Source organism: Micromonospora lupini str. Lupac 08, assembly GCF_000297395.2.
Classification (GTDB): domain Bacteria; phylum Actinomycetota; class Actinomycetes; order Mycobacteriales; family Micromonosporaceae; genus Micromonospora; species Micromonospora lupini.
This window is the reverse complement of sequence record NZ_HF570108.1, coordinates 3615397-3635153: the sequence shown is the minus strand read 5'-3', so window position 1 is coordinate 3635153 and position 19757 is coordinate 3615397. Positions and strand designations below refer to the sequence as shown.

Genomic DNA, 19757 nt, shown 5'->3' with positions numbered 1-19757 from the left:
CTTTCCTGCCATGCATCGCGTGGTGGCGCTGGTACGGCCGGTGCAGTCGACGTTCGAGCTGGGCTGCGCCGTCGAGGTCTTCGGCACGCCGCGTCCGGGCATCCCGCAGCGGTACGAGTTCGAGGTGTGCACGGAGGTGCCCGGCCCGGTGCCGACATCGGCCGGGTACGCGATGACCGTCGCACGGGATCTGACGGCTCTCACGTCCGCCGACACGGTGCTCATCCCGGGCTGGGCACCGGTGGAGGCGCCGCTGTCCGCCGCTGTGCACCATGCGCTGCTCGGGGCGCACGCGCGGGGAGCACGGCTGGTCACCATCTGCTCCGGGGTGTTCGCCCTCGCCCGCACGGGACTGCTGGACGGCCGCTCGGCCACCACGCACCCCGGTCGCGCCGCCCAGTTGCAGCGGGAGTTCCCCCGGGTACGCGTGGAACCGGACCGGCTCTACGTGGATCACGGCGACGTCGCCACCAGCGCCGGAGCGGGCGCGGGCATCGACCTGTGCCTGCACCTGGTCGCCAAGGACCACGGCGCGGCGCACGCGGCCCTTCTCGCCCGGCACATGGTGCTGCCGCCGCACCGCCCGGCGTCGAGCACGACACTCCGGCCCGGCCCTGTCGCACTCGACGACCTGCTCGAGTGGGCCGACGAGCGCCTCGGCACACAGTTGTCCGTAGGCGACCTGGCCGCGCACCTCAGTGTCTCGCCCCGGACCCTGGCCCGTCGCTTCGCCGACCACCTCGGCACGACCCCCGGCGCGTGGCTGCTGTCCCGCCGGGTGGCGGCCGCACGCGCCCTGCTCGAAGAGACCGACCTACCGGTCGAGGCGATAGCCGCCCGCGTCGGCCTCACCTCGGCTGTCAACCTGCGCCGCCGCTTCCGCGCCCAGGTGGGCACGACACCGGGCGCCTACCGGCGCACGTTCCAGGCCCCACGGCGCCCAGGCCCCTGAGGGCGGGGTTGCCCGCTGACCCGCACGATGGGCAGCGGCATCAGGGCGGCACTCGTCGGCGCGCTCTACATCGGTGCCCTGACCAGCGCCCTGACCGACAAGCTGGGCTCGGCCGGCATGCTGTCGTCCGGCGGCACCGAGCTGGACCCGGAACAGGTCGCGCGCTGGCCCCGGCGGTGCGCGCGGCGTGGCCGGCGGCCGTGACCCACGGCCTGCGCATCGTCGCGATCGGCGCCGCTGCCAACTCGCCGGCGAACGTCGACTTACCCACCCCATCGACCTCGTCGATGGCTACCCGTACGCACCGCGGCTAGTGCCTCGTCTTTGAACGTTGATCGTGTAATCCGCCGGTTCTGAGGGCGTTTCGGGCAGGCTGTCTCCCATCGGTTGGCTGTGGGAGGTGATGGTCGTGGGCAGACGCCCGGAGGTGTTCGTCCGGCAGGTGTCGATGGTCGAGGGTCAGCGGTTGCAGAAGATCACCCGCACGGCGAAGGACCCGGTGAAGCTTCGGCGGGCGATCGTGGTGTTGATGTCGGCCCAGGGTCAACCTGCACCGGACATCGCTCACCTGCTGAAGGTGACCGAGGACTACGTCCGCGACGTGATCCACGCGTTCAACGATCGGGGGTTCGACGCGCTGGACCCAAAATGGAGCGGGGGCGCACCGAGACGGATCGATGAGCAGACTCGTGACTGGATCTGCGTCATCGCCCGGTGCGACCCCCGCTTCCTCGGCCAGCCGTTCTCCTGCTGGTCCCTGTCGAAGCTGTGCGAGTACCTCATCGCCGCCGGCTATGTCACCACGATCAGCGTCGAGACCGTTCGCCGGATCCTGCACGAGCGTGGCGTGTCCTGGCAGGCCACCAAGACGTGGAAGGCCAGCACCGACCCCGACTTCACGACGAAGATGCGCCGGATCCTGGACCTCTACGACCACCCGCCGCCGGCTGGCCGGGTCCTCTGCGTGGACGAGTTCGGCCCACTGAACCTGCAACCCCGCCCGGGACGGGCATGGCGCCCGGTCGGACAACCTGTGCGACTACGCGCCACCTACACCCGCGACCAAGGTGTGCGACACATGATCGCCGCCCTCGACCTGAGCACCGGCAAGCTGCACTACCGCATCCGCGACCGCAAACGCTGGCGCGAGTTCCTCAGCTTCCTCAAGACCCTGCGCGCCCGCTGGCCCGGCGAGCACCTCTACCTGATCTGCGACAACTTCTCCCCGCACAAACACCCCGAGGTCCGCGCCTGGTGCGCCACCAACCACGTCGACCTGGTCTTCCTACCCACCTACGCCTCCTGGCTGAACTGGATCGAAGCCGAGTTCGCCGCCGTGCGCTACTTCGCCCTCAACGGCACCGACCACCGCAGCCACGCCGAGCAAGACACCGCGATCGGCAGCTACATCCGGTGGCGCAACCAGCGAGCCCGACCCAAGACCGGATTCGCGATCGACTCAAAAATCCGCCACCCGGATTACCCGTTCAAGGCTGCATGACGAGGCACTAGGGGAACGTCGCAACCGTGTCAGCGACATCGTCAAGCAATTGCCGCCGCACGACGCCCACGCCGTTCCTCCATCCATGACCGGAAGCGCAGCACGCTCCACGGATCGAGATAGTCATCCTGGCAGGCGCTTTGTCGGGACAGGACACCACTGCCGACGACGCGACACACCACCCTGAAGCCTGACGGACAATAATTGTCGGCCGCTCCTAGTCTCAACTACGCGCGGTTCGTTCCCCGGGGCCGCCCCAAGAATCGGTATTGTTGGGAGTCATGGACGAGTCCAGGGAGTGCGGACGGTGCGGTCAACTTCGGCCGACAGAGTCCTTTCTTGGTGCGACCGGCCGCTCCTTCCTCTCTTGCCAGCAATGCCGCGAATACGCCCGCCGCATCAACCAGGCCAGCAGAGATGCACGCCCGGGCTCCAACCGGGCGATGAATCTCTGGACCAAGTACCGGATCACGGAGGCTTTCTACGACGAACTCAGGTCACGACAGGGGTATTGCTGCGCTATCTGCGGCATCCATGAGGATGAGATCCCGGCCACTCTCGCCGGCCGCCCCCGCAAGGACGGCAAGCCGTCGGCGCAGGCGTTCCGCTTGGTGGTGGATCACTGCCACGGCACCAGCGCCATTCGAGGCCTCCTCTGCAACGGGTGCAACTCGGCGCTCGGGCACTTCCGGGACAGTGTGGAGGCGTTGCGGCGCGCTATGGACTATCTGGAGTCGGAGCCACTGACCGTGCCACCCCGGGCGGTTGTCTGAGCCCTCGCACCACTCACGTCAGGCGCGATCCGCACCGCAAACCCCGCAGCGGGACGTCTCAGCTCTGCTTGTCCGGTCCTACCTGGGACTGCGGCGAGGGCTCGATCGCCGACGGCCGACCGGGCCGGCAGTGGGCACTGGATCTGCCGGACCGGGTGCTGCTGGCTCTCGCTCCGGTGCGGCGGCGGCCGGTCGACCAGATTGCGATCGTTGACGGCACGCTGATCCCGACCCGGGACCACCGCCTGGCCGCGAAGAGCAAGAACTACCGGTACTGGACCAACCCGCAGATCGCCATCGGCGCACCACCCGCGTGGCCGTCGCCGTCGGTGACCCTCAGCCGGGCAACCGCAACGACACAGTCGTCTACCGCACCAGCGGAATCGACCAGAAGCTGGCCGGGCGGCCCGTTATGGCGGACGGCGCCTACCGCGGAAACCCTGAGGTGATCATCCCGTACCGCAAGCCCGCCGACGGCAGAGACCTGCCAGCCTGGAAGGAAGACTCGACCGCGAGCACCGCGCCATCGGCGCCTGGGTCGAACACAGCCTGGCCAGGATGAAGAACTGGAGGATCCTGCGGGACTACCGCCGCGCCGCCCACACATTGACCGATGCCGCCTCCGGCATCGCCAACCTGCACAACATCGCCCTGACCCGGTGACCACCAACCCGGTACCGGGCAACGCCTTCACCACGTTACGAGACAGCCCTTAGCCCGGGAGTTCGTCATCAGCCGGGAGACGGTCTACAGCTACCTGCGCCCGACTGCCGTCACGGGCTGACCGGCGGGGCGGAGCCGGTCCAGTGCGGCGGCGTCGGGCAGGAAGTCGGCGGGGACGCTGATGTTCTGGAGGAAGGCGATCCCGGGGGCCAGGGACGAGATTTAGATTTAGGTCGGCGACGGGTAGCACTCCCTGGAGCAGCTGGAGACGATGAACTCCGTCAACTCGGGGCCGGGATGGAACCATTCGCTGCCAGGTAGGCGGAGGTAGGCGAAGCGCTCATGGAGCCGACCTTCCAGTTACTTGCGGTCCTTCTTGCGGTCTTCGGCGATGACGTGCAGCACCTTTAGGCCGTGGGGGTTGCCGGTGTGGAAGGAGCGCATCCGCTCGTACGGGCTGCCGCCGGCCTCACCAATCTTGATGTAGGGGCCGCTGGCGACGAAGTACACGCCGGCATAGCAGTGCTCCAAGCCGGGGTCGCCGAAGTCGCCGAAGACTTCCTGGCTGGCTTCGATCATGGCTTCTTTCGGGTCGCCAAGGGTGCCGTACCCGCGGATTTTTTGTCGGTATCGGCCGACTAGCCGCTGCCGGCCCCGGTATTCGTCGTAGGTGGTCATGGCTTGCGATTCTGCCTGCCAGCGCGGGTCGTGGCCAGGCCGGTCTGGCGCCGCGACACCCCCAGCTCCACCCCGGCTGCATGCCCGACCGTCGCGCCAGCGGCCAGCCGGCCGATCACCTCGGCCCGGCGCACCGCCAGGTGCCCAGACCTCCGCGGGTGCCGTCAGCACACCTCGCTCGAGTAACGCCGGCTCATCGACCATGCCCAGGCCCTCAATGTCGTGCACAGGAGTATGGAGCACATCGACCGTAGTGCACCCGAGTCCAGACCAGCTGAAAGTTCACCCTCCCGTGCACGACGCCTGGTCACGGCCATCGGTTCGTGCAGAGAACCTCGGACTCCGACACTGTCCTGATCTTGTCGAGGAAACGATCTTTCTCGGACCGCCTCGCAGTGCCCCTTGAGGCCCCGTTCCCGCTTGCATCGGAGAGCCCTTCTGGTCAGGCCGTTGGGGATGAATCGCCGAACCGATCTTCCTCAACCCCGAAGATTGAGTCGCTGAAGATCCGTGGACGCGCGTACCGAAGGGCGGTGTCGTCCCTACTGAACGCCCCCCGTCACTGACCGCTGAAGTGCGGCTGGCGCTCAACAAGCTACAGCGGACCAGACACTGCTGACATTAACCGCAGTACACCATCCTGAAGCCTTACGCACAAGAACTGTCATTATGGTGCCCGCACGATATGCCCGCTTTGTGGTGGCTGATTAACGGATTATTGTTATCGGTAACTCGATAATCCGAAGAGATCGCTCCGCCCCGGTCGGCAGAAGGTCTCGTGGCACCAACGGTGTGCACGAGTCGGAGTTCGGGGCTGCCGCAACGGACGCAGGACGACCGTCGCCGATTCGCGTCCCGGGTCTCCTGAGTCGCGGCGCGCCCTCGCCGCCCGTGGGCCCCGACTACGACGGCTGTGCGGAGTTACGCCGACGGTGGGGTGAGTTTGGCGGCCACAGCGTCGAGGACCCAGTCCAGGCCGGTCGCGAAGGATTCCTCGGCGTTGGTTTCCCTGCTGTGGTGCACGACCTTGGTCAGCGTCGGGAAGCGGCCCGTGGCCAACATCTTCGTCAGGTGTGGGCCGGAGGCGCGCTGCCACTCGCGTTTGGACAGGCCGGTGGCGCGCTCGGCCCGCAGGTTCGCGATCTCGCGCCTGATCGCGCCGATGAGGTAGGAGCTGACGGTTTCCGCTGCGCGCAGGGTGGTGTCGATGTCGGCCAGGCCGTCGAGGGCGGCCAGCTTGGCTTCGGTCACGGCCATGCCGTTCGGGCCCAGGGTCGGGCGGCCGCCGAGCAGGTCGGCCAGCCAGACGTGGCGCAGAGCGGCCTGCCTGGTGCGGTGGGCGAGGACGCGCAGCGCCTCCCGCCAGTCGCCGGGCTGCTCCGCGGGGAGGATCTCGGCGTGGACCTCGTCCACCATGAGGTCGAACAGCTCGTCCTTGGTGGAGATGTACCCGTACAGCCGCATCGGGCCGGCGTTCAGCCGGGCGGCGACCTTTCGTAACGACACCGCCTCCAGCCCGCCCTCGTCGGCGAGCGCGATGGCGGCGGCGATGATCTGCTCCCGGTCGAGCGGCACGGGGGCGTTCCGCGGCTCCGGCCGGTCCCACACGGTCATGGTCACTCCCTGCTGTTGCGATGCATTGTACGGCGGCGATACAGTGTCTCGCCATGAGACACCGTATCGCCGTGGTCGGGGGTGGCCCCGGCGGCCTCACCCTTGCCCGTGTCCTGCACCGCCACGGCTGTCCTGTCACCGTCCTCGAACGCGATCCCGCGCCCGACGCCCGTCCTCCGGGCGGCACGCTGGATCTGCAGGAAGGGCTGGGCCAGCTGGCACTGGACAAGGCGGGGCTGCTGACCGAGTTCGAGGCGCTGTCTCGTCCCGAGGGACAGGCCATGCGCATCCTGGACACGGCGGGGACCGTTCTGCGGGACTGGCGGCCCCGTCCGGACGAGCGGGCCAATCCGGAGATCGACCGCAAGCAACTCCGTGACCTGCTGCTCGGCTCTCTCGACGTGCAGTGGGGGCGCGAGGTGGCCCAGGTGGTGCCGGGGACCGGGGAGGGCGTCCTGGTTCGTTACGCGGACGGGCGGCAGGAGACGTTCGATCTCGTGGTGGGCGCGGACGGCGCCTGGTCCCGGGTCCGCCCGGCGGTCTCGTCGGCGACCCCGCAGTACACAGGCGTCACCACTGTCGAGACCTCCCTCGACGACATCGACACCCGCCACCCCGACCTCGCCGAGCTGGTCGGCGACGGTTCGGTGGCCGTGTACGGCGCGAACCGCTCTGTCGTCGCCCAGCGCAACAGCGGCGGTCACGTCAAGGTCTACGTCAAGTTCCGCGCTCCGCTGGACTGGCACGCGGACCTGGACCTGACCGACGTCGAGGCCACGCGATCGGGCCTGCTGGCCCTCTTCGACGGCTGGGCCGCTCCCGTCCTCGACCTGCTCGGCCACGGCACCGCTTTCGTCCACCGCCCCATCCATGTCCTGCCCGTGTCCCACACCTGGGCCCACGTGCGCGGGGTGACGCTGGTGGGCGATGCCGCCCACCTGATGCCACCGTTGGGGGCGGGCGCGAACCTCGCGATGCTCGACGGCGCCGAGCTGGCGGAGTCCATCGCTGCCGACCCGGACGATCTGGACGAGGCCGTGCGCGCCTTCGAGGAACAGATGTGGGTGCGGGCCGAACGGTGGGCGACGATCACGACGGCCGGTCTGGAACGCCTCGTGAGCCCGGACCCCGCCGAAGCCCTCGCCCTCTTCGAGCAGGTCCACGGTTAGGGCCGGAAGAACTGCCCGGCCAGCGGCGGGACCGGCCGGCGACCCGGCGGCGTTGCCGTGCCGGATCGCCGCCTCGGGCTCGACCGCCCTTGGTGAAACGGGCTCTGGGTGACCGCGCGTCAGTGGGCGGGGTCGCCGAACCAGCGGGAGAGGTGGTCGTCCAGGTCCCGCTGGTCGTCGCCGATCCAGGCGACGTGGCCGTCGGGGCGTACCAGGACGCACGGGACATCCAGTGCCGCCGTGGGGTCCGCGAGGTGGTCGACCCGATCTGACCAACCGCCGACGGTCAGGCGCTCGGTGCGGTCCAGCAGCAGGCCGCGTCCGCGATGCAGCAGGTCGTAGAGGTGGCCCTGGCGCACGTCGATGTCGCGCAGGCGGCGACCGAGCAGGTCCGGGCCCGCGCCGACGTCGTAGCGGACGCCGAGCCCGGCGATCTTCTCGATCAGATGGCGGTTGACCTCGTCGAAGTCCATCAGTTCGGCGAACAGTCGGCGCAGCGCCCGCGGGCCCGCCTCGGTGGACAGCAGTGCGGCCTGGGCGCGGGTGTTGTCCAGCACGTCCGCGGCGACCGGATGACGTTCGGCCTGGTAGGTGTCCAGCAGTGTCTCGGGCGCCCAGCCGCGGACCTGCGCGGCCAGTTTCCAGCCGAGGTTGAACGCGTCCTGAACACCCAGGTTGAGTCCCTGCCCGCCGATGGGTGGATGGATGTGCGCCGCGTCGCCGGCCAGCAGCACCCGCCCGACCCGATACCGTTCGGCCAGCCGGGTGGCGTCGCCGAAGCGGGACATCCAGCGCGGGGAGTGCACGCCGAAGTCGGTCCCGGCGACGGCCCGCAGCTGCTGTCGGAAATCCTCGATCGTCGGCGGTTCCGCCCGGTCCCGGACTCCCGCCGCGGGGACCACGACGCTGTAGACGCCACCACCGAACGGACGCAGCCAGAAGGCGTGCGGGGTCTCGCCAATCCCGGCGACCGTGGCGGCGATCTCCTCGGGCGGCACACCCGCTTCCATCTCGCCCATCAGCGTCTGGGTCCGGGTGGGCTCGCCCGGGAAGTCGACGCCGAGGAGCTTGCGCACCGTGCTGCGCCCGCCGTCACAGCCGACGAGGTATCCCGCCCGCAGCCGTTCGCCGTCTGCCATCTCGACCGTCACACCCTCCTCGTCCTGCTCGACGCCGACGACCGCGCAACCGTGCCGGACCTGCGCGCCCCGCTCGATCGCATGCTCTTCGAGCAGGCGGACGATGACCGGCTGCGGGATGCCCAGCAGATAGGCGTACGCGGTGTCCAGGCCCGTGGGCGCGGGTTTGGCGATGGCGGCGAAGAATCCGGCTGCCGGACGCCGCCTTCCCAGCGGAAGGATGCGATCCAGCAGTCCGCGCATCGCCATCAGCTCGAGACTGCGGATGTGCAGACCGACGATCCGGACGAACGAGACGGGCTCGGTCTCCTTCTCCAGTACGAGTACCCGCACGTCGTGCAGCCGCAGCTCGGCGGCCAGCATCGCGCCGGTCGGCCCGCAGCCGGCGATGACGACGTCGAACACGGGAGACGTGCGGGCCACACCGGCGGCCGGCGACGGAGGTGCGGAGACGTCGTTCGCCGGCTGGACGGCGGTGGGTCGTGAAGAGTGCACAGGTGTTGCCCTTCGGGAGTGGCGAGGCGCTCCCGGCGACACCTACGTCAATCGCCCGGCCGTGACGGCAAGGGGGAGCACCCACTTCGATACGACGGTCATGGGGCTCACCTCCTCGGGCGCGGTCACGGTCAGCAGGACGGTACAAGCCCGCCGAGCAACCCGTCCAGTCCTTTATCCGCCGGGGTGCGGGGGGTGGGTCAACGACCGGCGCAGCCACTCGGCCATCAGGGCGCGTTCGGCGTCGGAGAGCCCCGGGAGGTCCGGCAGGACCGTCGCGAACGTCACCGTCACCGCGTTCGTGGCCGTGTCGGGTGCCGCCGGGGCGTCCGCGACGATGCCGCTGAGCACGGCGTCGAACATGGCGTCGGCCAGACCGGGATCGCGCTCGTCGTCGGGTGTTCCCAGCAGGGCGAGAATGGTCCCGTTGCCTGCGGCGTGGATCATCATGAGCGCCCGCTGCTCGTCGACACGCAGGAGGCCGGCCGCGGCGAGTCGCCGTACCCGGGCGCGCAGCACCTCGATCCCCGCGAGCGTCGCCGGCGAGGGCCTGCCGCGTCCACGCGTGGTCATGAGCGCATACAGCTCGGGATTCGCCAGGCCGAACCCGATGTGCGTCCGCCATCCGGAGCGCAGGTCCGCGACGGGGTCACCGGTCGCCTCGTGCGCGCTTGCCGACTTGCCGCTGACGTAGGCGGCCATGACGTGTTCGGCGACGGCGTCGATGAGGCCGTCCTTGTCACCGAACAGGCGGTAGATGGTCGGCGCCTGCACGCCGGCCGCCTGGGCGACGGCGCGCGTCGTCACCGCGTCCGCCCCGTTCTCGCGTAGCACCCGCGCGGCTGCCGCGACGATGCCGGCTCGGACGTCGTCCCGCGATGCCGCTTCCTGCGCCCCCACCATGAACCAATGCTAACAGCATCTTGTTATCTTCGAATTATCACTGATAACGTCTTGGTAGTATCACTGATAACGAGGGAGTTCTTCATGATCGTCGTAACCGGCGCCACCGGCCAGCTCGGGTCCCTGATCGTCGACCGGCTGCTCGAGCGGGTCCCCGCCAGCGCCCTGGCCGTGAGCGTGCGCGATGTCGACAAGGCCAGCAACCTCGCCCAACGCGGCGTCCGCGTCCGCGCCGGCGACTTCACCGACGCCGCCACGTTGGCGCACGCCTTCGAGGGCGCCGACACGATCCTCATCATCTCCGCCGCCATCCGCGGCCCCGGTGCGGTCGTCGCCAACCGCGCCGCCATCGACGCCGCCCATGCCGCGGGGGCCAAGCGCATCCTCTACACCAGCCACCAGGCCGCCTCCCGGCACTCGCTGTTCCCCGCCCAACTCACGCACGCCGAGACCGAGGAGTACCTGGCCGGGCTGGGCGTCCCCTTCACCGCCCTGCGCAACGGCTTCTACGCGAGCACGCTCGGCTACTCCATCGGCGCGGCGCTGGAGACCGGCCAGCTCGTCGCGCCCACCGACGGCCCCGTGTCGTGGACCGCACACACCGACCTGGCCGAGGCGGCGGCGATCGCCCTGACCGACGATGGGGTCCTCGACGGCATCACGCCCGCCCTGACCGCATCCGAGGCCCTCGACCTCGAAGCGGTGGCCGCCCTGCTGACCGACATCACGGGCCGCAGCATCCGACGCGTCGTCGTCGGCGACGACGAGTGGCGGGCGGCTGCTGTCGAAGGAGGAATGCCGGCCGCGGCGGCCGACTTCACCCTCGGCCTCTACCGGGCGGCGCGACGGGGAGAGTTCGACGTCACCGACCCGACCCTGGAGGGCCTCATCGGTCATGCCCCGACGTCCGCCCGCTCGGTGCTCGAGGCCATCGTCGCCCGAGGGTGAGGCGCCAGACGGTGAGATCGGGCAGCGCGACCCCGGTGGCGCGAGCGGCGTCCGACCGGCGAGGATCCGCCACAGCGGTTTGACCCTCGACCGGGTCGAGGCCCGAGCATCTGCGCCATGAACGACCAGCCGACACCCGACCCGACCATGACCCGCATCGGCGAGGCGGTGCAGCTCGGCCGATCGGGGCAGAAGGTCCGCGCCCGCAATGCCCTCACCGCCCTGTGGGACGAGATCGGCGCCCGTGGCGACGCCTTTCACCGCTGCACCCTCGCCCACTACCTCGCCGATCTGCAGGACACCACGGAAGCGGAGCTGCGGTGGGACGAGCGTGCCCTGGCCGCCGTGTCCGACCTGACCGACGAACGCGCCCAGCGGTACCTGTCGTCGCTTGCGGCCCAGGCGTTCCTGCCGTCGCTGCACCTCAATCTGGCCGACTGTCACCGGCGCCTGGGCAACGCCGCCCAGGCCCGGAAGCACCTGGCCGGGGCCCGCGAGCACCTGGCGCACCTGCCGGACGACGCGTACGGCGAAGCCATTCGCACCGCCGTGCGCGACTTCGCCCCGGACGACCCGACCGACGCCGGGCGGTAACGGGTCGCGGCCCACGCGTCCCACGCCCACCGGAGGAGGATCTCGGTTGTCCTACCCGAGCGGCGGTGCGAGGGTCGAGCGATGTCAACGGTGACCGGCGCCGACCTGCTCGAGGCGGCCGACGAGACGACACGGGTGCTGCATCCACACCGGGAGCGTGACTGGTCGGTGCCCGCCGGCACGCTGACGTGGAGCTGCTGGACCACCGCCGCGCACATCGCGCACGACCTGCTGGCGTACGCCGGCCAGGTCAGCGGCCTCCCGCGGGACGGCTACCTGCCGTACGACCTGCGGGTCTCCCCCACCGCGAGCCCGGCGCAGACCCTCACCGTGGTGCGGGCCTGCGCCGGGCTGCTCGCCGTCGCGGTCGACAGCGCCGCACCGGACGCGCGGGCCTGGCACTTCGGGCCCTGCGACCCGGCCGGCTTCGCCGCGATGGGGGTGGCCGAGACGTTGCTGCACACCCACGACATCACAGTCGGCCTCGGCGTGCCATGGCAGCCGCCGGACCGGCTGAGCGCGCTGGTGTTGCGGCGGCTCTTCCCGGACGCCCCGGCCGGCCCCGCGCCGGACGTGCTGCGGTGGATGACCGGTCGCGGCGAGCTGCCCGGACGGGCACGGCGTACGTCCTGGCGATGGCACGCCGCAGTCGACTGAGCCGCAGCTCAGCCGATTGTGACGGTGGACGGTCGCCGCCCCGGCGACCGTCCACCGCCCGCATCTCCTCCCGCGCACCGCCGCGCGGCGTCCTCCGCCCGTCAGGTGCGATCCGGGGGGACGTCGACGCGGTGGAGCGTCACCGTCAGGTCCAGCTGATGCCACGCGTGCTGACGTTGCGCATGCGCTTCTCCTCTCCCCTGGAGGCGGCCCCGTGCCCGCCCCGGTGACCTCAGCGTCGGTCGCCGCCCACGTCGGCGGTAGGGCTGTCGGCGTTCGGAGTCGTTCGGCCTTGTTCGACGGGGTCGTCGAACGTCGCCGGCGCGGTGGCACGCCGCCACAGCGGTCCGAGGGCGAGGACGGCCACCGCGCCGGCGAGTCCGCTGAAGCCGATGACCGTGGTGGCCGGCCACCGGTCGGCGGCCAGACCCGCCAGGACCATCGCCGCGCCCTGCAACCCGCTCAGACCGGTGATGGCCACCCCGAAGGCGCGTCCCCGGAACTGGGCCGGCACCGCCCGCCCGAACAGCGCGTTCAGCGGAATGGCGAAGGCGCTCGCGGCGCCGGCCGACGCCAGCAGCAGGAGCACCACCCACAGCGTGGGGACGAGCCACGCCGCCGTCAGCACCCCGGCCGCCAGCGCGGCCAGGGGCAGGATCAGTCGCGGGCGGGCCGCCGGCGGGCAGAACCGGGTCAGGGCCACCCCGCCGAGGGCCATTCCCGCCGGCGCGGCCGCCAGCAACAGTCCCACGGTGGCGGCGCCGCCGCCGTACTGCCGGGCGAGCGGCGCCATCAACCCCTCGGCGGCGTAGGTGAAGGCGCTTGCCGTCCACAGGACGAGGACGTAGGCGCGCAGCCGGGGGTCGGCGACGATCACCCGCAGCCCGGTCGTCCGGCCGCTGCCGGCCGGGCTCAGCGGTGCCCGGGGCGCGGGGCGGGCCCGCACACCGACCGCGATCAGCAGCGCGGAGACACCGAACGTGCCGGCGTCCACCAGCAGCGCCCCGCGCAGCGACAGCACCGCCACCAGACTGCCGCCGACGGCGAAGCCGACCACCTGCACGACCTGCGCGCAGATGTTGTCCACCCCGTTGGCCACCGCGTAGCGGTCGCCGTCGAGCACGTCGGGCAGCAACGCGGCCCGCGCGGCCACGAACGGCGGCCGCATCAGGTTGACCGCGAAGAGCAGCGTCACCAGGGCGGGCGCGGGCAGGCCCGGCAGCGCCGCCACCGGCACGAGCGCCGCGCGGGCCAGGTCGCACACGATCAGGACGCGCCGCCGGGGGAACCGGTCGGCGAGGCCGGACAGCAGCGGTCCGCCGGTGAGCCAGGCCAGATAGGAGCTGGCGTACGCGGTGGCCGCCAGCGCCGCCGAGCCGGTCGCGGTGTAGACGAGGTACGCCACGGTGACCGCCGTGAGCTGGTCGCCGGCCAGGGACAGCAGGTACGCGGCGAACAGGTGGCGGTACTCGCGCACCGCGAACACCTCGGCGTACGTCGCGGCGCGCTCGCTCACGTCGCCCCCGTCCCTGCGCCTGTCCTCAGGGCGCTGGGTCCCGACCGTAGCGACGCGGCGGTGTTCGGGGACGGGACCGGGCGTTCGGAACGGTTCGGATCCGTTCGAACGGCCGGCGACCTGCGGGGGTCAGCCCCGGCGACGCCAGCGCAGCCACCAGCCCCGGCGGACACGGCGGCCCGCGTCGGTCGTGACCGTGGCCGGCTCGGTGGCGGGTTCGGTGGCGGTGGCCGGGACCTCGGGTCGGGTCCGCTCGGCACGCCAACGACGGACGACCTCGTCGGCGTTCACCGGCCGGACGGCCACCCGGGGCCCCTCGGGGTTACGCAGCCAGGCGACGATCTGCGTGTTGAGCTGACCCACGAAGTCCCGCACGGACTGCTCGGTGGGCAGGTCGCGGACCTCGTCGGGGACCTGCTCGATGCGCCGGCGCAGTTGCAGCGGGGTGGGCAGCAGCAGGTCGCTGGGCAGCTTCTCGCGCTCCAGGAAACTCTTGATCCACCACGACTCGTCGTACGGCATTCCGCGCCCGGGGATCGGCTTGCCCATGCCGGGCAGGTTGTCGAACTCGCCGCGTTGCACGGCTCCCCGGATCTGCGCCTCCACGGCCGCGTCCCACGCCTCGGTCACCCTGCGGCACCTCCCCTGGCCACCGTAACGCGCCGCCTCCGGACGGCGACGCGCGCTCGACACGGGTCAGCGCCTGCACGCCGGTGACCATTCCCGCCGAGGTGGTTTCCGCCCTCGTGACCGAATTCCAGGCCACCATCGGTCGCGTGGTCCTGGGCCGGGGGTGTCGGTCGGCCTAGGTTCGGTGCACGGGGCGACGAACGGGGGAAACGTCATGATCGGCACGGCTGCGTCGGTGGGTGTCGCGCTGGTGGCGTTGGGGCTGGTGCTCACGCCCGGCCCGAACATGGTCTACCTGGTCTCCCGCTCGGTGGCGCAGGGCCGCGGCGCGGGGCTGATCTCGCTGCTCGGGGTGGCCGCCGGCTTCGGCGTCTACCTGGCCACGGCGGTCGCCGGCCTGGCCGCCGTGTTCGTCCTGGTCCCGACGCTGTACGCGGTGGTGAAGCTGGCCGGCGCCGGCTACCTGCTGTGGCTGGCCTGGCGCACGCTGCGCCCGGGCGGCGGGTCACCGTTCACGCCCGCGCCGCTGCCACCGGACCCGCCGCGGCGGCTGTTCACCATGGGGCTGGTCACCAACCTGCTCAACCCGAAGATCGCCATCCTGTACGTGTCGCTGCTGCCGCAGTTCGTCGACCCGGCGCGGGGGCACGTGGCCGCGCAGAGCCTGCTGCTCGGCCTGACCCAGATCGCCGTCGCGCTGAGCGTCAACGCGCTGATCGTGCTCAGCGCCGGGGCCCTGGCCGGGTTCTTCGCCCGCCGGCCGGTGTGGCTGCGGGTGCAGCGGTGGGTGACGGGGACGGCCCTGGCCGCGCTTGCCGTCCGCATCGCCACCGACCGGTCCCGCGCGGCGGTCGCCGCGCCCTGAGCCGGCCGGTCACCGCTCCCGGTGGCGGCGCAGCATCGCCGCGGCCAGCGGCGCGGAGTCCAGGTCACCGGCGGCGAGCCGGGCGGCGAGGGTACGGCGTACCAGCCGGTCGGCCAGGGCGGGCGCGTGCCGGCCGACGGCCATCTCCAGCCGGCCGCGTCGGGTGGTCGCCACGTCCCGGGGCGCCCGGCGGGCGGTGGCGGCGCGCAGGATCGCGGCGACGACACCCTCGACGGGCTCCGGGCGGGACACTCCCCGCAGGGACAACCCGGCCTCGGCGGTGCTGTCGTGGATGGGTGAGGCGACCATGCTCGGGTAGACGACGCTCACCCCGACGTGGGTGCCCACCTCGTGGCGCAGCGCGTCGGCGTACGCGACGAGGGCCCGCTTGCTGACCCCGTACGCGGCGGCGAGCGGCAGCGGCAGCACCGCCATCCGGCTGGCCACGAAGATCACCCGGCCACGCGCGGTGAGCAGTGGGGGCAGCGCGGCGGCGGTGGTCCGCCACGCGGCGAGCAGGTTGACCTCCAACTGCTGGCGGACCACCTCGTCGGGCGGCAGCTCGGCCGGGGCGGGGCCACCGACCCCGGCGTTGTTGATCAGCAGGTCGAGACCGCCGAGGTGGTCGACGGCTGCCCGTACCGCCTTCGGGACGGCCGCCGGGTCGGTCAGGTCGCAGCCGAGCACCGGCAGGTCGACGTCTCCTCGCGCGTGCAGGTCGAGCCCCACCACCCGGGCGCCTGCGGCGTGCAGCGCGGCGCCGAGGTGCCGGCCGAAGGTGCCGCTGGCGCCGGTGACGAGGACCCGCCGGCCGGTGAGCGTCACCGACCCGCTCCGGCCGCCGTGCCGCGGCGGGCGCCCGAGGCGAGCTCCCGGGTCAGCTCGGCCAGGTAGGCGTCGAAGTCCACCCGCATCGCCGGGCGGCGCTGACCCCAGCGGGCCGTCGCGGCCCGCAGTTCGGCCCGGCAGGCGGCCCGCTGCCGTTGCGGGTCGGGCAGCGCGTACCGGCCGGCGAGCTGCGCGGCGATCAGCTTGGCCTGCGCCTCGACCAGGGGGAACGCGGAGCCGGTGGACTGCATCAGCCCGACGAACATCAGGCCGGGGGCCTCCGGGTGGAACACGTGCCGGTACAGCGGCAGGGTGTCGGCGCCCCCGCCGAGCAGCCCGGGGTCGAGGAAGCCGATCTCCACCCGGTAGCCGGTGCACCAGACGATCACGTCGACGTGGTCGGCGCGGCCGTCGGTGAACTCGACCCGGTCGCCGTCGAGGGCGGCGACGCCGGGGCGGGCCTCGATGTCGCCGTGGGTCAGCCGGGACAGCAGCCCGTCGGAGAGCGTCGGATGGTCCTGCAGGAAACCGTGCGTCGGCGCGGGGAGCCCGTAGCGGGCGGGGCTGCCGACGGTGGCGGTGAGCATCGTCTGGCTGATGCGCTGGCGCAGCCGCCACGGCAGCCGGCGGGCCAGCGCGCCGTTGAGGGTGTCCGACGGGCGGCCCAGCAGGTACTTGGGCACCACCCACACGCCCCGGCGCAGCGACAGCAGGGTGCGTTCGGCGGCGTACGACGCGTCGACCGCGATGTCCATCGCGGAGTTGCCGCCCCCGACGACCAGGACGCGTCGGCCGGCCAACTGCTCGGGGCCCCGGTAGTCGTGGCTGTGCAGCTGCTCGGCGGTGCTGGTCCCCGGGTACGGCGGGCTGGGCAGCCGGGGCGCCCGGTTGTGGCCGTTGGCGACGACCACGGCCTCGACGGTGACCGCGACCGGGCCGTCCGGTCCGCCGGCGGCGACCGTCCAGGTGCCGTCGGGCTCCCGGGTGACCCGCTCGACGGTGTGCCGCAGGCGGATGTCGTCGCGCAGCCCGAACCGGTCGGCGTAGTCGGCCAGGTAGCCGGCGACGCGTGTGTGGTCCGGGTAGTCGGGCCAGTCGGCGGGCATCGGATGGTCGGCGAACTCGGTGCGGCCACGGCTGGTGTTCAGGTGCAGCGTGCGGTACGCGGGCGAGTCGGGCGCCCCGTACACCCACAGGCCGCCGACCTGGTCGGCCGCCTCGAAGCAGACCACGGCGACGCCCGCGTCGCGCAGTGCCTTGACGGCGGCGAGTCCGGCCGCGCCGGCGCCGATCACCGCCACCCTGGGTCGTGCCTGCATCACTGCCCCCATTAATCCAACGTCCGATGGATAATGGTCGGGCGGCGGCGGCCCGTCAAGAGGCCACCGGTCCGTACAGCCCGTCCAGGAGGCGGTGGACGAACGCCCGGAACTCGCGCCGCTCCCGGGCGTTCGGCGCGCCCGCGGCCAACGCCACGACGTGCCCGTGTGTCGCCCAGACCAGGCTGCGCACGGTGATGTGCGGTGTCGGCTCGGCAAGCGCGCCGGCCGCCGCCGCGGCGGTCAGCAGCTCCGCCACCAGCCGGTAGAGCGGCTCGGCGTAGCGCTGGTCCAGCTCGGCGTGCCGCTGCGGCTCCAACCAGCGCCGCAGCCACAGCGCCGTGGTCTCCGGGCGGTCCTCGAGAAAGTCGACGAACACGTCGACCAGGTCGTGCAGCGCCCGCCGCGCCGCGTCCGGGCCGGCGTCGAGGGCGGCACGGGCCCGCTCGGCGGCGGCGGTGAGGACCTCCCGCTCGACGGCGAACACCCGCGCGAAGCAGGCCTCGTACAGCGCCGCCTTCGTACCCGTGTGGTGGGCGACCGTCGCGACGTCCACCCCGGCGGCGGCGGCGACCTCCCGCAGCCCGACGGCGTCGAAGCCGCGCTCGGCGAACAGCGCGGTGGCGGCGGTGAGCACCACCTCGCGCGTCGGTCGGGTCTCGTCGCGCCGGGGCCGACCCGGACGGCGTCGGGGCATGGTCATGGCCGCCATTGTGCCCCTAGAATCCAGCAACTGTTGGATTGTGGAGAGGATGCGGCGATGACCGGGCTCGACCGGCGGCCCGCGGCCGCCACCGACGCGACACTGCCCCGCGGCCCCCTGGCCGGCTTCGCGGCCGGCTCGCTCGGCATGGGTGTCTGGGTGACGGTGCCCGGCCTGCTGCTGCTCTACTTCCTCACCGACGTGCTGGCCGTCGGGCCGTGGCTGGCCGGCCTCACGCTGCTGCTGCCCAAGGTCGCCGACGTGCTGCTGCACCCGTGGGTGGGGCACCGCGCAGACGTCGAGCAGGCCCGCCGGGGCGACCGGCGCCGGCTGCTGCTGCTCGGCTGCGCCCTGCCGGTGGCGTTCGCCGCGCTGTTCGCGGTGCCCGGCGGTCTGACCGGCGCGCCGGCCGCCGCGTGGGTGGCGGTGTTCTTCGTCGCCGGCAACCTGCTCTTCGCCGCCTACCAGGTTCCCTACCTGGCCACCCCGGCCGACCTGCGCATCGGCTACGACGAGCGCACCCGGCTGATGGCGTTCCGGATGGTGGTGCTGACCCTCGGCATCCTGGCCTCCGGGCTGGTGGCCCCGCTGCTGACCGGCGGCGACGCGGCGAGCCGCGGCGGCTACCAGCGGATGGGCGTGGTCCTGGCCGTCGGGATGCTGGCCGCCATGCTCGTCGGCGTCGCCGGCACCGCCCGGCTGCGCGGCGCCGCGGCGGGCGCCACGACGGCGGGGCACGGCGGGTGGCGGGCGCTGCGCACCGCCCTGCGTGACAGGCAGTTCCGCTGGCTGGTCGCCGCGTACCTGGCCATGTCCACGACCACCCACCTGGTCCTCGCCGGGGTGCCCTACTACGCCGAGTACGAGCTGCGCGCCCCCGGCCTGACCACGGTGCTGGTGGCCGCGTTCGTCGCGCCGGCGCTGCTGGTCACCCCGGGGTGGCTGCTGCTGGCCCGCCGTGTCGGCAAGCAACGGGCGCTGCTCGGCGCGCAGGGCGCGTTCGCCGTCGGGTCGCTGGTGCTGGCGGTGGGCCGCCCGGCCGGCCTGCCGGTGCTGGTGGCCGCGGTGGCGGTGCTCGGGGTGGCCTTCGCCGGCATGCAGCTGCTGCCGTTCTCGATGCTGCCCGACGTCATCCGCGCGGCCCGCGCGACGGGCGCGGGCACCTACACCGGGGTGTGGACGGCCACCGAGGCTCTCGGTGCGGCCCTGGGCCCGTACGCGTACGCCCTGTGCTTGACCGTCGGCGGTTTCGTGGCGTCGACGGCCGGCGAGTCGCCGACGCAGCCCGACGCGGCCCTCGCGGCGGTCCGCTACGGCTTCGGGTTGCTGCCGGCGGTGGCGATGCTCGCCGCGCTGCTGCTGCAACGCCGCTACACCCTGGACTCGACCGCCCGGGCCGCGAGCTGAGCGGCCGGCACTAGACTTCGCCCTCGATGGACGCGCCGCTCACCCCCACCGAAACCCGCCCGTGCGCCCACTGTGGAGCGCCGGTGCCGCAGCGTGTCGGCGCGGGCCGCCCGTTTCGCTACTGCCGCGACAACGACGGCGCCTGCCAGCGCGCCTCGCGCAACAGCCGGATGCGCCATCGCAACGCGCCCGGCCTGCCCGGCCAGGTGGCCCGCACCTGGGAGGCGGTGGACCGCCTCGACCAGATCGTCGAGACGTTGACCGAGGCGTTGCACGCCGAACTGTCCCCGGTGGGAGTGCAGCGGCAGCTCGCGCAGGCCCGCGCGGAGGCCGCCACCGAGATCGCGGCCGCGCAGACCGAACGCGACGACGGCCCGCGACGACGCCGAGACCGCGGCGGCCG

General features: G+C 72.3%; 19 protein-coding genes and 2 pseudogenes. 12 read left to right on the top strand and 9 right to left on the bottom strand.

The features are described from left to right. The first annotated feature begins 10 nt into the window (after positions 1 to 10). The 5 genes and pseudogenes from MILUP08_RS17790 to MILUP08_RS34685 form a co-directional block, all read left to right on the top strand. Positions 11 to 952: a GlxA family transcriptional regulator gene (locus MILUP08_RS17790; protein ID WP_039906191.1), complete on the top strand. Its 942-nt coding sequence runs from the start codon at positions 11 to 13 to the stop codon at positions 950 to 952. 27 nt (positions 953 to 979) lie between these two features. Continuing rightward, complete coding sequence (locus MILUP08_RS35965) at positions 980 to 1156, top strand: hypothetical protein (RefSeq protein WP_007460128.1); 177 nt, start codon at positions 980 to 982, stop codon at positions 1154 to 1156. A 205-nt stretch (positions 1157 to 1361) separates the two neighbouring features. Next, positions 1362 to 2453: an IS630 family transposase gene (locus MILUP08_RS17785; RefSeq protein ID WP_007455197.1), complete on the top strand. Its 1092-nt coding sequence runs from the start codon at positions 1362 to 1364 to the stop codon at positions 2451 to 2453. 281 nt (positions 2454 to 2734) lie between these two features. Next, on the top strand, positions 2735 to 3226 hold the full coding sequence (locus tag MILUP08_RS17780; RefSeq protein WP_083915869.1) for an endonuclease VII domain-containing protein: 492 nt from the start codon (positions 2735 to 2737) through the stop codon (positions 3224 to 3226). A gap of 92 nt (positions 3227 to 3318) precedes the next feature. Next, positions 3319 to 3889: pseudogene (locus MILUP08_RS34685) on the top strand (transposase family protein); the annotation flags it as partial. Between the two features lie 360 nt (positions 3890 to 4249). Here the strand turns inward: MILUP08_RS34685 and MILUP08_RS17765 are convergent. Both MILUP08_RS17765 and MILUP08_RS17760 read right to left on the bottom strand, forming a co-directional pair. Continuing rightward, on the bottom strand, positions 4250 to 4567 hold the full coding sequence (locus MILUP08_RS17765) for a hypothetical protein (protein WP_007460116.1): 318 nt from the start codon (positions 4565 to 4567) through the stop codon (positions 4250 to 4252). A gap of 921 nt (positions 4568 to 5488) precedes the next feature. After that, on the bottom strand, positions 5489 to 6181 hold the full coding sequence (locus tag MILUP08_RS17760; RefSeq protein ID WP_007460114.1) for a TetR/AcrR family transcriptional regulator C-terminal domain-containing protein: 693 nt from the start codon (positions 6179 to 6181) through the stop codon (positions 5489 to 5491). 53 nt (positions 6182 to 6234) lie between these two features. Here MILUP08_RS17760 and MILUP08_RS17755 point away from each other — a divergent pair, with 53 nt between their 5' ends. Continuing rightward, the gene (locus MILUP08_RS17755) at positions 6235 to 7350 is read left to right on the top strand and encodes an FAD-dependent oxidoreductase (protein WP_007460111.1); all 1116 of its coding nucleotides are present in this window, start codon (positions 6235 to 6237) and stop codon (positions 7348 to 7350) included. A gap of 119 nt (positions 7351 to 7469) precedes the next feature. Here the strand turns inward: MILUP08_RS17755 and rox are convergent, their stop codons facing one another. Continuing rightward, positions 7470 to 8894 carry a rifampin monooxygenase gene (gene rox / locus MILUP08_RS17750; RefSeq protein ID WP_202805278.1) on the bottom strand — a complete coding sequence of 475 codons (1425 nt, stop codon included), beginning with the start codon at positions 8892 to 8894 and terminating at the stop codon, positions 7470 to 7472. A gap of 264 nt (positions 8895 to 9158) precedes the next feature. Then, the gene (locus tag MILUP08_RS17745; RefSeq protein ID WP_007460107.1) at positions 9159 to 9887 is read right to left on the bottom strand and encodes a TetR/AcrR family transcriptional regulator; all 729 of its coding nucleotides are present in this window, start codon (positions 9885 to 9887) and stop codon (positions 9159 to 9161) included. Between the two features lie 84 nt (positions 9888 to 9971). Here MILUP08_RS17745 and MILUP08_RS17740 point away from each other — a divergent pair, with 84 nt between their 5' ends. The 3 genes from MILUP08_RS17740 to MILUP08_RS17730 all read left to right on the top strand — a co-directional run bounded on the left by MILUP08_RS17740 (position 9972) and on the right by MILUP08_RS17730 (position 12086). Beyond that, positions 9972 to 10835, top strand: a complete 864-nt coding sequence (locus MILUP08_RS17740; RefSeq protein WP_007460106.1) for an NmrA family NAD(P)-binding protein — start codon at positions 9972 to 9974, stop codon at positions 10833 to 10835. A gap of 117 nt (positions 10836 to 10952) precedes the next feature. Next, positions 10953 to 11429 (top strand): hypothetical protein, encoded by a 477-nt coding sequence (locus MILUP08_RS17735; RefSeq protein WP_007460105.1) that lies wholly within the window; start codon positions 10953 to 10955, stop codon positions 11427 to 11429. Between the two features lie 81 nt (positions 11430 to 11510). Then, entirely contained in the window at positions 11511 to 12086 is a 576-nt protein-coding gene (locus MILUP08_RS17730) for a maleylpyruvate isomerase N-terminal domain-containing protein (protein WP_007460104.1), read from the top strand. Positions 12087 to 12318: 232 nt separating this feature from the next. Here the strand turns inward: MILUP08_RS17730 and MILUP08_RS17725 are convergent, their stop codons facing one another. Beyond that, the gene (locus MILUP08_RS17725) at positions 12319 to 13602 is read right to left on the bottom strand and encodes an MFS transporter (protein ID WP_007460103.1); all 1284 of its coding nucleotides are present in this window, start codon (positions 13600 to 13602) and stop codon (positions 12319 to 12321) included. A 129-nt stretch (positions 13603 to 13731) separates the two neighbouring features. Next, positions 13732 to 14232 carry a DnaJ family domain-containing protein gene (locus MILUP08_RS17720; RefSeq protein ID WP_007460102.1) on the bottom strand — a complete coding sequence of 167 codons (501 nt, stop codon included), beginning with the start codon at positions 14230 to 14232 and terminating at the stop codon, positions 13732 to 13734. A gap of 214 nt (positions 14233 to 14446) precedes the next feature. Between MILUP08_RS17720 and MILUP08_RS17715 the strand changes: the two genes are divergently transcribed. Further along, positions 14447 to 15097 carry a LysE family translocator gene (locus MILUP08_RS17715; protein WP_007460100.1) on the top strand — a complete coding sequence of 217 codons (651 nt, stop codon included), beginning with the start codon at positions 14447 to 14449 and terminating at the stop codon, positions 15095 to 15097. 9 nt (positions 15098 to 15106) lie between these two features. On the opposite strand, the gene MILUP08_RS17710 is transcribed toward MILUP08_RS17715, so the two are convergent. Genes MILUP08_RS17710 through MILUP08_RS17700 form a run of 3 tightly spaced genes read right to left on the bottom strand, consistent with a single transcriptional unit; the run spans position 15107 to position 17947 of the window. Next, positions 15107 to 15922: an SDR family NAD(P)-dependent oxidoreductase gene (locus MILUP08_RS17710; protein ID WP_007460099.1), complete on the bottom strand. Its 816-nt coding sequence runs from the start codon at positions 15920 to 15922 to the stop codon at positions 15107 to 15109. Continuing rightward, positions 15919 to 17244: a flavin-containing monooxygenase gene (locus MILUP08_RS17705; RefSeq protein ID WP_039906182.1), complete on the bottom strand. Its 1326-nt coding sequence runs from the start codon at positions 17242 to 17244 to the stop codon at positions 15919 to 15921. Before MILUP08_RS17705 ends, MILUP08_RS17710 begins: the two co-directional genes overlap by 4 nt. Before the next feature lie 55 nt (positions 17245 to 17299). Beyond that, complete coding sequence (locus tag MILUP08_RS17700; RefSeq protein ID WP_237747118.1) at positions 17300 to 17947, bottom strand: TetR/AcrR family transcriptional regulator; 648 nt, start codon at positions 17945 to 17947, stop codon at positions 17300 to 17302. A gap of 57 nt (positions 17948 to 18004) precedes the next feature. On the opposite strand from MILUP08_RS17700, the gene MILUP08_RS17695 reads away from it, so the two are divergent. Together MILUP08_RS17695 and MILUP08_RS17690 are read left to right on the top strand one after the other, a co-directional pair. Further along, on the top strand, positions 18005 to 19354 hold the full coding sequence (locus tag MILUP08_RS17695; RefSeq protein WP_007460096.1) for an MFS transporter: 1350 nt from the start codon (positions 18005 to 18007) through the stop codon (positions 19352 to 19354). 26 nt (positions 19355 to 19380) lie between these two features. Then, a pseudogene (locus MILUP08_RS17690) lies at positions 19381 to 19757 on the top strand (hypothetical protein); the annotation flags it as partial.

Bases quoted from the DNA above. Each gene is read 5' to 3' on its own strand.
- MILUP08_RS17755 (WP_007460111.1), top strand. From the start codon at position 6,235: ATGAGACACCGTATCGCCGTGGTCGGGGGTGGCCCCGGCGGCCTCACC.
- MILUP08_RS17705 (WP_039906182.1), bottom strand. From the start codon at position 17,244: ATGCAGGCACGACCCAGGGTGGCGGTGATCGGCGCCGGCGCGGCCGGA.
- MILUP08_RS17745 (WP_007460107.1), bottom strand. From the start codon at position 9,887: ATGGTGGGGGCGCAGGAAGCGGCATCGCGGGACGACGTCCGAGCCGGC.
- MILUP08_RS17695 (WP_007460096.1), top strand. From the start codon at position 18,005: ATGACCGGGCTCGACCGGCGGCCCGCGGCCGCCACCGACGCGACACTG.
- MILUP08_RS17765 (WP_007460116.1), bottom strand. From the start codon at position 4,567: ATGACCACCTACGACGAATACCGGGGCCGGCAGCGGCTAGTCGGCCGA.
- MILUP08_RS17790 (WP_039906191.1), top strand. From the start codon at position 11: ATGCATCGCGTGGTGGCGCTGGTACGGCCGGTGCAGTCGACGTTCGAG.
- MILUP08_RS17740 (WP_007460106.1), top strand. From the start codon at position 9,972: ATGATCGTCGTAACCGGCGCCACCGGCCAGCTCGGGTCCCTGATCGTC.
- MILUP08_RS17700 (WP_237747118.1), bottom strand. From the start codon at position 17,947: ATGACCATGCCCCGACGCCGTCCGGGTCGGCCCCGGCGCGACGAGACC.
- MILUP08_RS17735 (WP_007460105.1), top strand. From the start codon at position 10,953: ATGAACGACCAGCCGACACCCGACCCGACCATGACCCGCATCGGCGAG.
- MILUP08_RS17780 (WP_083915869.1), top strand. From the start codon at position 2,735: ATGGACGAGTCCAGGGAGTGCGGACGGTGCGGTCAACTTCGGCCGACA.
- MILUP08_RS17760 (WP_007460114.1), bottom strand. From the start codon at position 6,181: ATGACCGTGTGGGACCGGCCGGAGCCGCGGAACGCCCCCGTGCCGCTC.
- MILUP08_RS17730 (WP_007460104.1), top strand. From the start codon at position 11,511: ATGTCAACGGTGACCGGCGCCGACCTGCTCGAGGCGGCCGACGAGACG.
- MILUP08_RS17715 (WP_007460100.1), top strand. From the start codon at position 14,447: ATGATCGGCACGGCTGCGTCGGTGGGTGTCGCGCTGGTGGCGTTGGGG.
- MILUP08_RS35965 (WP_007460128.1), top strand. From the start codon at position 980: ATGGGCAGCGGCATCAGGGCGGCACTCGTCGGCGCGCTCTACATCGGT.